We start from the raw sequence: 11,524 nt of genomic DNA, 5'->3' as shown, positions 1-11,524 counted from the left end.
TCGGAACGACTGCATTGATTCATAAAAGATTGGCATCTTAGATTGCAAGCCATAATAAAATAACACCGCGATTCTCTCCTACCCATGCAATTGAACACAGAATTACCAGATCATCTCGCCCAAGCGATCGCTGATTACATCCAAGATCAAACTGACCCAACCGATCTTCCCGATGTTCTCCAAACCGCCTTAGAAACTTTTCTGACCGAGCGGGGTTATCTCTCTCAACCCAAGAAGCGCCTAAGAATTACTCCTGCTGAACAAGGCAGTGGATATCACAATACCTCGATCGAACATGATCAAGTGCTTGCTAACCTCGATCAGGAGCATTTGGTGTGATTCGCGTGCTTGCTGACACAGGCCCACTTTATGCCGCTTACGATCCGAGTGATACCTATCATGCTCAAGCTCTTGCAGAACTAGATCGCTTAGCAACCCAAAATCTGACCGTGCTTGTGTCTTATCCTGTATTCCTTGAAACGCATAGTCTCATCCTAAAACGCTTAGAAATCCGTATCGGGTTTCGGTACATTGATGAAATTCTAAATGGCGCAGATCTTATTCAACCGACGATCGCGGATTACCAAAATGCAACTCAACTGATTCAACAATATCCAGACCAAGCGATTACCCTCTTCGATGCGACAACCACTACGATCGCTCAACGATTGCAACTCCCAGTTTGGACATATGATTTCCATTTTGATGTGATGAAAACAAGAGTTTGGCGGTAATGACCCACGTGCCTGTCCAGCAAATATAAAAATCACTGGAGCAATTTCTACCGAACAGCAACATCTTCGATCGTTTCTCCAAAAAGTTCTCTAGAAGAACTGCATTGATGAACTCTTGGATGATCCATTGACACAATCTATCCCTCAAAAACTTTAAAGTTCATCGAATTGAGGAACGATCGTGTTTCATATAGAAATGATCGTAAGTCCTTACCCTAAAGGCAAAGTAAACCAAAAATTTGCTCCTTTCCCTTCGCAGTTCACACCAATTCGCCCCTGATGTGCTGTAATCACCTGCTTACAAAGAAATAATCCTAATCCCAACCCAGTGCGATGATGATTTTGCGATCCTCTTAGGAAAGGCTTATCGAACAGCAAATTGCACTGATCGGGTGGAATTCCGATTCCATTGTCCGAAATCGTACATTTCATCTCATTCTCAGCCTTCTCTACCTGAATTGCTAAATTGATGCCTGGAAGATTGTGGTTCATAGCATTGGTAATCAGATGTTCTAACACGCGCTGTAACTGGATTGAGTCAGCTAGGAACTGTGGCACATCAGGCGCAATCTGCTTCTCTAAGCGAATTTGATTTTGATGGATCAATGGCTCTAATCGGTGTAACGTTTGATCGACTAATTCCACGATCGACACACGTTGATAATTCAAACTCAACTTGTGTGGTTCCTGCGAATAATTTTCTAGTAAGGAACTAATCAAACTTAATTGGCGATCGCCACTTTCGACCATGCGATCGAGCACGGATTTCGAGAGTGAAATGGTTTCCTCTGCTTTCGTTTGCAACCGTTTCAGAACCATCAACATTCCTAACACAGGCGTTCTCAAATCATGACTTACCGCATGAACCAGCGTGTCCTTCACCTGATTCAACGTCTCTAATTCGATCATTTTCTGCTGCAACTGTGCAGTCCGCTCCTGTACCTGAGATTCTAATCCGCTGGCAAATCCCTGCACCTTTTCATACAGACGTCCCTGCTGAATCGCCAACTCTACCTGAGTAGCTAACCGAGTCAGCAATTCAATTTCAAAATCCTGCCAATTCCTCGGTGCAACGCACTGATGCACATTTAACACACCATACAACTGTCCTTCTTGCCAAATTGCGATTCCAATGCTTGCTTTGACCTGATACATCGCATAATAAAGCTTCAGAAACTCGTTCTGAGTCATGTCTGAATTTGGGTTGACTCGCACAGATTGCTGCTCAAATAAAACGGCAATATCCGCCAAGATTGGTCGAGGCGATCGCGTTCCTAGCATCGGGTTCCATCCGGGTGCAACTGATTCGGCAACAACATCGGTAAACCCTTGTTCATCAAACACAGCAATATGAGCACGATCGGCGTTCAGATACGCTCGAACTTCTGCGACGGTCGTATTCAAAACCTGCTTGACATCTAAAGATTGCCGAATTCTCAATGTGCTTTCAGCTAAAAACTGATCTTGTTCAATTCTGCGCCTTAGTTGAGCTTCGACTGTTTTGCGCTCCGCGATCGTCGCAACTAAAACCAGGGTGATGATCGCCATGATTGCGATCGCAATCTGGATCTGAAACAGTGAAGATTGAAAATTTCCCTGCTGGATCTGGGTCAGTCCCCAAATCGAACTTAAGGATGCAATCAGCAAGCACAACATCGTTCTCTGCTGTCCAAACCGCAGTGCTGCCCAAACTACAAACAGAAATGGTGAATACTTCAGTAAAAGCAGTGCTGCTCCCTGCACAATTGGGGCTGTTCCGGTTGAAGTAGTCAACATTAGCCCATTCCACACTCCCATCAATCCTAACCAGATGTAAAACTCGATCGTCCGTTGACCCACGAGAACGGGCTGCAACTTTTTCAATCTGTTGCGAAAAGAGTGCGGTACACGAAGTTCTTGATTTCCCCACACCACGATCGCGGGTGTGAAAACCAAAATCGAAACTGAACTGTCAAGCCAACTTGCAAACCAATGATTCATAAGCTCCGTCGGTTGGGAGATCGCAGCCGAAGTCAGAGTTGTGATGGTTGCATTCAGCGTGGGGGCAAGAACGGCTCCACATCCAATTAATGCCAACACGTCTCGTACACGACGAAGTAATCTACTAAATTCCACTTGTTTCAACAATTGGCTCGCAACGATAACTTCTAGCGTGTTGCCCGTTGCTGCTAGGAATGCTGTCAGCCAATTGACTTGATCGAGCGATCGCCCAGACATGACTGCACCAGAAAAGACACCGAGCCAAACAGGATGTTCTATCAGTAAAATAGCTGCCAGTGAAATTCCAATCGGGGGATAGAGCACAGATGCCAGAGCACAGTGATTGAGGAGGGTGATGCTCAAGGCAAAACGTGCACTCAAGTAGTACACGATCGCGATGATCGCAATCGCGAACAATGAGTGACCAACCTGAGATAGGTTGAGTTTTGCCATGTGATCCTTGAACAAGGATGTAGCACTCCAATCGCTGGAATAGACTAATCTAGGTTAGAAGGATATTCCTTGATAGGCTTCACCCGGCTGGGTGATCTAGACTGAATTTCAATGAAAAAACGCAAGTTAACCGAATCTTAAATGAGTGTTGTTGAGTTCTGCCAAGTTTCCTATCAACTAAATCAGAGATTGCTGATTGCAGATCTCAGCTTTACAATTTTTTCTGGTGAAACAATTGTTTTACTGGGTCGAAGTGGTTGCGGAAAGACAACGACCCTGAGATTGATCAATCATCTTCTGACCCCTACGCAAGGAGAAGTTCGAGTCGAAGGTCGATCGACTCAATCTTGGAACCCGATCCACTTGCGGCGGCGAATTGGATATGTGATTCAAGAAGTTGGACTCTTTCCGCACTTGAGCGTGGCACAGAATATTGGAGTTGTGCCTGTCCTGGAAAATTGGCAGCCGGAGCGGATTCGATCGAGAGTGATGGACTTGTTAGAACTCGTCGGATTGGAAAAAAGTATTAGCGATCGCTATCCGCATCAATTATCGGGTGGACAAAGACAACGGGTTGGAGTCGCGAGAGCTTTGGCGGCAGATCCGCCGCTGTTACTGATGGATGAGCCGTTTGGGGCACTTGATCCGATTACGCGCGTCGAACTTCAGCGAGAGTTTCAGCGGTTGCAACAGCAGTTAGGGAAAACGATCGTCTTTGTCACGCATGATATCCGTGAGGCGTTTAAGTTGGGAACTCGGATTGGATTGATGCAAGCTGGTCGGTTGGTAGAAATTGCGACTCCGGCTGAATTTGAGCGATCTCAGCATCCAGAAGCCAGAGCATTTTTGAGCGCGAGAGACTGAGAGGAATTGAGATGGAATTCTGGACGCGGTATGGCGAGGAGATTTTACAGCGAAGTGGAGAGCATTTATTTTTAGTGGCAGTGGCAATGGCGATCGCAATCCTTATCGGAATTCCGCTAGGAATTTTGATCACGCGATATTCGAGACTTGCGAAACCGATTTTGGGGTTTGCCAATGTGATGCAGACGATTCCGAGTCTGGCGCTGTTTGGCATTCTGTTGCCGATTCCGATCATTGGGGGAATTGGAGAGAAAACTGCGATCGTGGCGTTGGTGCTGTATTCGCTGCTGCCGATTATTCGCAATACTTTTGTTGGGATTAACTCGGTCGATCCCGCTGTTCGAGAAGCAGGACGAGCCATGGGAATGAGCGATCGTCAATTGCTGTTACAAGTTGAAATTCCATTGGCGATGAGTGTGATTTTGTCGGGTATTCGGCTGGCAACTGTGATTGGGATTGGATTGGCAACGATCGCATCGGCAATTGGAGCGGGAGGATTAGGAGAATTTATTTTTCGAGGAGTCGCCATTGTAGATAATCAACTGATTATTGCAGGCGCGATTCCGGCTGCAATAATGGCGTTAGGTGCAGATTGGATTTTAGGTTGGATTGAACGACGATTGACGGTTAAAAAATGAAGCTGAAAAAACTTTTTACATTTGCACTCCTCGCCGTTTGTTTAACGGGTTTGATCGTGGCTTGTCAGCCCGGGGGAGATCGCATTGTTATTGGCTCGAAAAACTTTACAGAGCAGAATATTTTAGGTGAACTGCTGGCGCAGCAGATTGAGCGGAAAACAAATTTGAAAGTCGATCGTCGATTGAATTTAGGTGGAACGTTTATCTGTTTGACGGCAATTCAGAAAGGTGAAATTGATATCTATCCTGAGTACACGGGAACGGCTTATAACGCGATTTTGAAGCTTGGAGCAAACAGCGATCCCAAAAAGACACGTGAAACAGTCGAGAGTCGATTTAAGCGCGACTTTAAGCTGCTCTGGTCAAAGCCGTTTGGATTTAACAATTCTTTTGCGATGGTGATTCGAGGCGAAGATGCTCGCAGATTGAAGCTACAAACATTGTCCCAAGCTGCGCCTCAAACTCCAAAATGGCGGGCGGGCTTTGGGCCTGAATTTCTCAATCGTGAAGATGGATTTCCAGGACTTGCAAAGCATTACAATCTCAAATTTACTCAGCCGCCAAAAGTGATGGATTTGGGACTCTTGTATCGATCGCTCAACGATAAACAAGTGGATATCGTGGCTGGCAATACAACTGACGGGCTGCTTTCGACTCTGGATCTGACGGTGTTGCAAGACGATAAACGCTATTTCCCACCCTATGAGGCTGCCGCAGTTGTCAGACAAGAAACCTTGCAGAAACACCCAGAACTCAAAGACGTTTTGGATCAGCTTGGGGGCTTGATTTCCGATAAAACGATGCAGGAATTAAACTTCCGTGTGGATGGAAAGAAAGAAGATATCAAAGCAGTTGTTCGGGATTTCTTAAAGTCTAGATAGGTAGACTAGTTAGTTAGAGAGCGTTTGAACCGTATCAACAGTTTCCTCGCCCCGTTCTATCTCGCCCTGGAATAGAATTCCGGGCTAACGGTGCGAAGTCCTTTTCAAAGGACTGAAGACCTGATTCTAATTGGTTTTTAGTCCCTTTAGTGGACTTCGTTCAACTAGCCCGGATTTTCAATCACGGGCGGGTGAATGCGATGAACGATACGTTCCAAACATTCTCTTAGTTAACTGCATTGATTTTCCGGAGTGGAGAAATGGAGAGAACCCAAGCTCAGATTGCTCCCTATTCCCCCACTCCTCACTCCCTCACTCCCCCACTATCCTTGCTTATGCTTCCCTATCCCATCACTCCCACCGTTGAGCAAAAAGACATCTATCACGGACTCGAAGTTACAGATCCGTATCGCTGGTTAGAAGACCCTGATTCTGAGCAGAGTCGTACCTGGATTGAGGCTCAAAATCAATTGACGTTTCGCTATCTCGAACAGCTTTCGCAGCGCGAATCGATTCGACAACGGTTGACTCAGCTTTGGGACTATGAGAAATATGGCACGCCGTTTCAAGCTGGCGATCGCTATTTTTATTTCAAAAATGACGGCTTACAAAATCAAAGTGTACTTTATACGTTGAATTCGCTAGAAGATCAGCCGCGAGTCTTATTTGATCCAAATCAGCTTTCAGACGATGGCACGATCGCGCTGTCTGGTCTTGCGATTAGTGATGACGGTCAATGGATGGCTTATGCTCTTTCTACTTCGGGATCTGATTGGAAAGAATGGTATGTACGCGATGTGGAGACGGGAGAAGATCAAAGTGATCGAGTCAAGTGGGCGAAATTTTCCGGTGTTGCTTGGACACATGATCATCAAGGATTCTTCTACTCTCGCTATCCTGAACCGAGCGAAACGACACAGTTTGAAGACATCAACTATTTTCATAAACTCTACTACCATCAACTCGGAACAGACCAAGCTGAGGATGTTCTAGTGTTTGAGCTTCCTGAGCAGAAAGAAGCGTTGATAGATGGCGAGGTGACCGAGGACGGGAATTACTTGATCATCACAGTCCGCTTCGGATCAGAGCCGAAGAATTTGATCTATTACAAAGATTTGACTGTTCCCTATGCTCCGGTAGTTGCTTTGATCGATCAGCTAGAAGCTAGCTATCACTTGATCAACTCTGAAGGAAGTCTGTGCTGGTTTCAAACTAATCTTGATGCACCACGCGGGCGAGTGATTGCGATCGACTTAGAAAATGCTCAGCGTGACCAATGGCAAGAAGTGATTGCAGAAACTTCTGAAACGCTTGATAATGTCAGCCTTTTTGGTCATCAATTCGTTGTGTCATCTCTCAAAGATGCTTGTAGCCAAATTAAGATCCTGAATCTTCAGGGTGAATTGATTCGAGTCGTCGAATTGCCTGGGATTGGTTCAGTGGGGGGATTTGGTGGAAAGCGAAGTCATACTGAGACGTTCTATAGCTTTACGAGTTTTACAACACCCACAACGATTTATCGCTACAACTTAGAGACAGGAGAAAGTACGCTATTCCGACAACCGCAAGTTGAGTTCGATCCTCACGACTACGAAGTTCAACAAGTTTTTTATCAGAGTAAAGATGGAACTCAGGTTCCGATGTTCATTGCCCATAAAAAAGGCTTAGAACTGAATGGAAACAATCTCACCTGTCTGTATGGCTATGGTGGCTTTAATGTTTCACTGACGCCGAGTTTCTCGATCGCGAATCTCGTTTGGATGGAGCGCGGAGGGGTCTATGCAATCCCGAATCTGCGCGGAGGCGGTGAGTATGGTGAAGCTTGGCATCAAGCAGGCACAAAACTCAATAAGCAGAATGTGTTTGACGATTTTATTGCAGCAGCAGAATGGTTAATCGAGCATAGCTACACGTCTGCTAGTAAGCTCGCAATTTCTGGCGGAAGTAATGGCGGTTTACTGGTCGGCGCTTGTATGACGCAACGTCCGGACTTATTTGGTGCGGCACTTCCTGCGGTTGGTGTATTAGATATGCTGCGGTTTCCGAAATTTACGATCGGGTGGGCATGGACAAGCGATTATGGTTCTCCTGATGATCCAGAAGAATTTAAGGCACTGTATGCTTATTCACCGCTTCATCAACTTAAAGCAGGAACGAGCTATCCAGCAACCTTAATTACTACAGCAGATCATGACGATCGCGTTGTGCCAGCCCATAGCTTTAAGTTTGCTGCGGCACTGCAAGCGGCGCATCAGGGAACGCAACCTGTGCTGATTCGGATTGAGACGAAAGCAGGGCATGGAGCCGGAAAACCGACTGCAAAAATTATTGAAGAAGTTGCAGATAAGTGGGCATTTGTTGAGGCAGTGCTAGAGCAGTAGCTGATGCGATGAGAGAGGAGGAAATTGAGCGATCGCTCAATTTCCTCCTCTCTCAAACGCCTATGAATTTGTACAGCCTTTATCGAGTGCGATAATTTGCATCAACCCAACATTGGGGCAGAGCTTCTCCCGAAGGAAAGACTAAATTCGTTTTCGCAAATTTCTCTGGGTCTTGTTCTTCTTGACCCGCTTGATCTTTTGCTGAAATCGTTTCTTCATTCGGGTCAATCAGCAGTTGGATATCGAGCACTTCGACTAAATTACCTGTTTCTTTCTCTTGTAGCAGCATAGTGATGTTCAAAATAGGGGGATAAGATTATTCAACGGTTTGGGTGTCGATCGAATCGAGCATCTTTTCTTGAGTCGAACTTGCAGCGCCGACTACCTCTTGCTTGAGTTCGTCTACTTTTTGGGAAAGTTCTTGACGAGTTTCGGCGTTGAGCAAGTAGCGGTTCGCAAACCATACAGAGTAGCCAATTCCAACCAGTTCAAGCAGTCCACCGATCAGAGGTAGCCCAGTCACAAATCCAATGAGTCCGAGCACAACTTTCAGGGCAACCAAAGCGGTAAAGATAGCACCTAAGACATAAATAATCGGCTTATATTCTTGCCAGAATGCACGAACATATTTTCCGGGTTCATTGAAAAAGTCCTCAATCTGAGCGCGATCGCGCTCCCAAGCCATCAGCCGACGCGCTTCAATTAGTTCTTGATCAATTACTTCGGGACGTGCTTCAAGTTCAGTCGTCATAGATGTCTCCTAGGATTTACGGCAGCGATCGAACCAAGTTTGATAAGTCTCTTGATGCTTAGAATCTTTGAGCTTGATTTCGACACGAATTTCAGCACAACTGTGATCCGGAGTTCTTGCGATCGCATCTAAGAGATCGCTGACCGCACGGGGAGAGTCGAATTCGCCAGAGACGATGGCTCCTGAACCTGCGGTTTCAGTGGTTTGTCCGAGATCAATTTCTGCAAGTCGCTCATACTTGGGCTGAACTTGCTCAACGATCAGCTTTTCGCGACGGACGGGAACTTCGACCATGCGGACTTCGACTTCTTTCCGCACCACGATTTCTCCAACCTTCCGCTTATCAGACCGAACGATTAATCGTTCTTCTAACAGGCGAATGGCTTGTTCAGGGGTGAGATCGATTTCTTCGCTAGGTAGTAAGCTGTGAGGTTGAGAGGTCATGATTCGGGTAAGGGGAGTGATCTGTTGGGGTTGTGGGTTCTTAAGTGGGGAGTGGGGAGTGGGAGATGGGGGGTAACTCCCTACTCCCTACTCTTCACATCAACACTGAGGTTACTTAGCCAAAATTAGATTTGTCGATCGACATTCGGATTGCCATCAATGTCGAGATCGAGTTCTTCTCGGCGAACCTGATCCTCTGCGGTTACTGTTTCATGATCGACGACCTTTTTCACGCGGACTTCTTCGCGCACAAATGTCTCTTTCTGGATATCAGGCACTTCTTCATAGACTTCCACCCGTGCGACTTCGCCTTCGTGGAAATCTGCTTCACCCGGCATCACAGTTGATTCACCTGTAACAGGAGATCGCTCGATGACAACTCGCTCTCTCTCGACTGGAACTTCCACCCGTGCGGTTTCAGTTTCAATGTGTTTACCGACTGCCACTTCACCTGTTTTGCGACGAGCTTTATTGGCAATTAAGCGCTCTTGATACAGACGTAAAGTGTCGTGATCTTCGGTGAGATTGTACAACGCTGGATCATGCTCGTAGCGATAGCTGTCTTGGTCGTAGGTCATGTCGGTTGCAGTCATGCCCGCTGCGACTGTATTCGGACGATAGATATCGCGGACTTGTTCTTCGTAGTCGTAGCCGACCAAGTGATCCGGGTCGTATTCGGGTAAATCTTCGACTTGAGCCTTGGTTAAGCCGTTGGCATACACTCGACGTTCGCCATAAACAATTCGAGCTTGTCCGATCGGCATCAGGACTTTTTTACCCAAAATCCACACACCTGTATTGATCACGAGATAACGGAATGCACCATTATCATCAACGAGAACATCCTCAACTGAACCGATCTTGTCGTTGCCAGAATATAAGTCAAGCCCAATTACATCATCATTATCAAAATGCGTCCGATAGTCGGGGTCAAAATCCTTAATCTTATGAAGCGCCATAGTACTTTTGTCGATCCTTAGTAAAGAACGAATATGTCTTCACAATAAGGTTCGCTGACTCTGGCTTCCTCACCCTTTTGATGAGTTGTGTCGAGCCAAAAGCAGTAGTTTCTAGCGTTCTCTCGACCTCAGTAGCTCCATTCTTGCAGCGCGATCGCAATTCCTGTTTTCAAGTCTGATTCTTGTGCTTCGATCTGACCTAATTTTTGATACGCGACCTCTGCATCTAATGTCTTTAAAGCAGAAATCACATGCAATCGTACGCCCTCATCAGCATCTGCTAGCATCGCGATCAGCGGATCGATCGCATTCGGATCGCCTAATTGCCCCAGAGAAAGCGCCACGGCTTGCCGAACGGTTGGTGTACGTGTAGGACAGGCTAATAAAATGGCAGTCGCTTGCGATCGTAAATTCTCTCCAACTCGCCCTAAAGTTTGAACAATCTCAAGCTGAATTCCTTCATCAGAAGTTGTCATGAAAACACATTCTAAATAGATGAGTGCATCCACGATCGGCATCCATCCTAAAGCACGAACTAAGTCGATCGCGAGATTTTCTGGCATATACTCTGACTTCAAAGCTTCATACAGAGCAGTTGCAGCTTCGGGAGTCGCAAGGCGACCTAACGCGATCGCCGCCTGACGACACACTTCCAAATTCAGATCAAACAATAACGGGCGGAGATGCTTGACTAAATCTCGCCCTTCACAAAATCCCAGTCCTGATACTGCGGCAATTCTGACCGGAGCCGCGACATCTTTGAGGGCGGTGATCAAGAGGGCAGTAATTTCAGGAGAATGAAAGCTGCTGAGCGCTTCGATGGCGATCGCGCGCACTTGAGCATCTGAGTCATTCACGACTTGCATCAGCAAGGGCACGGTCTGCGATCGCCGAATTTGTCCTAATGCTTGGGTCGCAAACAATCGAGTCGAATCTTCATGCAATAACTCTTCAATCACATGCACAGCCGTACTCCCTAAAGTTGCGAGCACTGAAACTGCCATTGAATTGAGTTCTTCACTGTGCGAAGTCTTCAAGACCTCAATCAAGGTTTCAACCACTTGAGGGTGATGAAAGTTTCCTAAGATGCGGATCGCAAACCACTGAGACTCCGGATCAGCTTCTTCATCTTTGAGCAGTTCAATTAAGGGCCGAAGTGCATCAATGCCGAAATTCGGAAAGACTTTTGCAATGTCCCAACGTTCTTGGAAACTTCCGGATTCTAGAACTTGCATGGCTAGATTCAGAAGTGCAGGTGTCACATTCGGGTCAGAAAGTGCTGTTCCTTGAGTAGACTCATCTCCTAGAAGGAGCAGTTGTAAGTCTAAGCTTAATTGCTCCCAGTCCGCGCGACGAGCCGAGGTTTGAGCGCGTTCCAAAATTTCGGTGTAGCTGAATTTCTGCACAATATTCGCCCTAGCACATCTCAGTTCTCACGA

12 protein-coding genes are annotated in these 11,524 nt (G+C 46.4%); 6 read left to right on the top strand and 6 right to left on the bottom strand.

Going from position 1 to position 11,524, the window contains the following annotated elements; all coding sequences use genetic code 11:
• Positions 1-84: 84 nt before the first annotated feature.
• Both LEPBO_RS0117945 and LEPBO_RS0117940 read left to right on the top strand, forming a co-directional pair.
• Positions 85-339, top strand: a complete 255-nt coding sequence (locus tag LEPBO_RS0117945; protein WP_017288949.1) for a hypothetical protein — start codon at positions 85-87, stop codon at positions 337-339.
• Positions 336-734 (top strand): type II toxin-antitoxin system VapC family toxin, encoded by a 399-nt coding sequence (locus tag LEPBO_RS0117940; RefSeq protein WP_017288948.1) that lies wholly within the window; start codon positions 336-338, stop codon positions 732-734. Before LEPBO_RS0117945 ends, LEPBO_RS0117940 begins: the two co-directional genes overlap by 4 nt.
• Before the next feature lie 210 nt (positions 735-944).
• Here the strand turns inward: LEPBO_RS0117940 and LEPBO_RS0117935 are convergent, their stop codons facing one another.
• Entirely contained in the window at positions 945-3,167 is a 2,223-nt protein-coding gene (locus LEPBO_RS0117935) for a sensor histidine kinase (RefSeq protein ID WP_017288947.1), read from the bottom strand.
• 141 nt (positions 3,168-3,308) lie between these two features.
• On the opposite strand from LEPBO_RS0117935, the gene LEPBO_RS0117930 reads away from it, so the two are divergent.
• The 4 genes from LEPBO_RS0117930 (at position 3,309) to LEPBO_RS0117915 (ending at position 7,931) form a co-directional block, all read left to right on the top strand.
• Positions 3,309-4,031 carry an ATP-binding cassette domain-containing protein gene (locus LEPBO_RS0117930; RefSeq protein WP_017288946.1) on the top strand — a complete coding sequence of 241 codons (723 nt, stop codon included), beginning with the start codon at positions 3,309-3,311 and terminating at the stop codon, positions 4,029-4,031.
• An 11-nt stretch (positions 4,032-4,042) separates the two neighbouring features.
• A complete protein-coding gene (locus tag LEPBO_RS0117925) occupies positions 4,043-4,669 on the top strand; it encodes an ABC transporter permease (RefSeq protein WP_017288945.1) in 627 nt (208 codons plus the stop codon).
• Positions 4,666-5,550: a glycine betaine ABC transporter substrate-binding protein gene (locus LEPBO_RS0117920; RefSeq protein WP_017288944.1), complete on the top strand. Its 885-nt coding sequence runs from the start codon at positions 4,666-4,668 to the stop codon at positions 5,548-5,550. Before LEPBO_RS0117925 ends, LEPBO_RS0117920 begins: the two co-directional genes overlap by 4 nt.
• A gap of 260 nt (positions 5,551-5,810) precedes the next feature.
• On the top strand, positions 5,811-7,931 hold the full coding sequence (locus tag LEPBO_RS0117915; RefSeq protein ID WP_017288943.1) for a prolyl oligopeptidase family serine peptidase: 2,121 nt from the start codon (positions 5,811-5,813) through the stop codon (positions 7,929-7,931).
• Between the two features lie 79 nt (positions 7,932-8,010).
• On the opposite strand, the gene LEPBO_RS0117910 is transcribed toward LEPBO_RS0117915, so the two are convergent.
• From LEPBO_RS0117910 to LEPBO_RS0117890, 5 genes are all read right to left on the bottom strand, one after another.
• Entirely contained in the window at positions 8,011-8,220 is a 210-nt protein-coding gene (locus LEPBO_RS0117910; protein ID WP_017288942.1) for a hypothetical protein, read from the bottom strand.
• Positions 8,221-8,247: 27 nt separating this feature from the next.
• Entirely contained in the window at positions 8,248-8,682 is a 435-nt protein-coding gene (locus LEPBO_RS37460) for a CAAD domain-containing protein (protein WP_017288941.1), read from the bottom strand.
• Positions 8,683-8,691: 9 nt separating this feature from the next.
• Positions 8,692-9,126 carry a DUF2382 domain-containing protein gene (locus tag LEPBO_RS0117900; RefSeq protein ID WP_017288940.1) on the bottom strand — a complete coding sequence of 145 codons (435 nt, stop codon included), beginning with the start codon at positions 9,124-9,126 and terminating at the stop codon, positions 8,692-8,694.
• A gap of 125 nt (positions 9,127-9,251) precedes the next feature.
• Complete coding sequence (locus LEPBO_RS0117895) at positions 9,252-10,085, bottom strand: DUF2382 domain-containing protein (RefSeq protein ID WP_017288939.1); 834 nt, start codon at positions 10,083-10,085, stop codon at positions 9,252-9,254.
• A gap of 128 nt (positions 10,086-10,213) precedes the next feature.
• The gene (locus LEPBO_RS0117890) at positions 10,214-11,491 is read right to left on the bottom strand and encodes a HEAT repeat domain-containing protein (protein ID WP_017288938.1); all 1,278 of its coding nucleotides are present in this window, start codon (positions 11,489-11,491) and stop codon (positions 10,214-10,216) included.
• Positions 11,492-11,524: the final 33 nt, after the last annotated feature.

The organism is Leptolyngbya boryana PCC 6306 (assembly GCF_000353285.1).
Lineage (GTDB): Bacteria > Cyanobacteriota > Cyanobacteriia > Leptolyngbyales > Leptolyngbyaceae > Leptolyngbya > Leptolyngbya boryana.
Note: the sequence above shows the minus strand (reverse complement) of the source record. Positions and strands in the feature narration are given on the sequence as shown.

Bases quoted from the DNA above. Each gene is read 5' to 3' on its own strand.
- LEPBO_RS0117900 (WP_017288940.1), bottom strand. From the start codon at position 9,126: ATGACCTCTCAACCTCACAGCTTACTACCTAGCGAAGAAATCGATCTC.
- LEPBO_RS0117910 (WP_017288942.1), bottom strand. From the start codon at position 8,220: ATGCTGCTACAAGAGAAAGAAACAGGTAATTTAGTCGAAGTGCTCGAT.
- LEPBO_RS37460 (WP_017288941.1), bottom strand. From the start codon at position 8,682: ATGACGACTGAACTTGAAGCACGTCCCGAAGTAATTGATCAAGAACTA.
- LEPBO_RS0117895 (WP_017288939.1), bottom strand. From the start codon at position 10,085: ATGGCGCTTCATAAGATTAAGGATTTTGACCCCGACTATCGGACGCAT.
- LEPBO_RS0117925 (WP_017288945.1), top strand. From the start codon at position 4,043: ATGGAATTCTGGACGCGGTATGGCGAGGAGATTTTACAGCGAAGTGGA.
- LEPBO_RS0117920 (WP_017288944.1), top strand. From the start codon at position 4,666: ATGAAGCTGAAAAAACTTTTTACATTTGCACTCCTCGCCGTTTGTTTA.
- LEPBO_RS0117945 (WP_017288949.1), top strand. From the start codon at position 85: ATGCAATTGAACACAGAATTACCAGATCATCTCGCCCAAGCGATCGCT.
- LEPBO_RS0117935 (WP_017288947.1), bottom strand. From the start codon at position 3,167: ATGGCAAAACTCAACCTATCTCAGGTTGGTCACTCATTGTTCGCGATT.
- LEPBO_RS0117930 (WP_017288946.1), top strand. From the start codon at position 3,309: ATGAGTGTTGTTGAGTTCTGCCAAGTTTCCTATCAACTAAATCAGAGA.
- LEPBO_RS0117915 (WP_017288943.1), top strand. From the start codon at position 5,811: ATGGAGAGAACCCAAGCTCAGATTGCTCCCTATTCCCCCACTCCTCAC.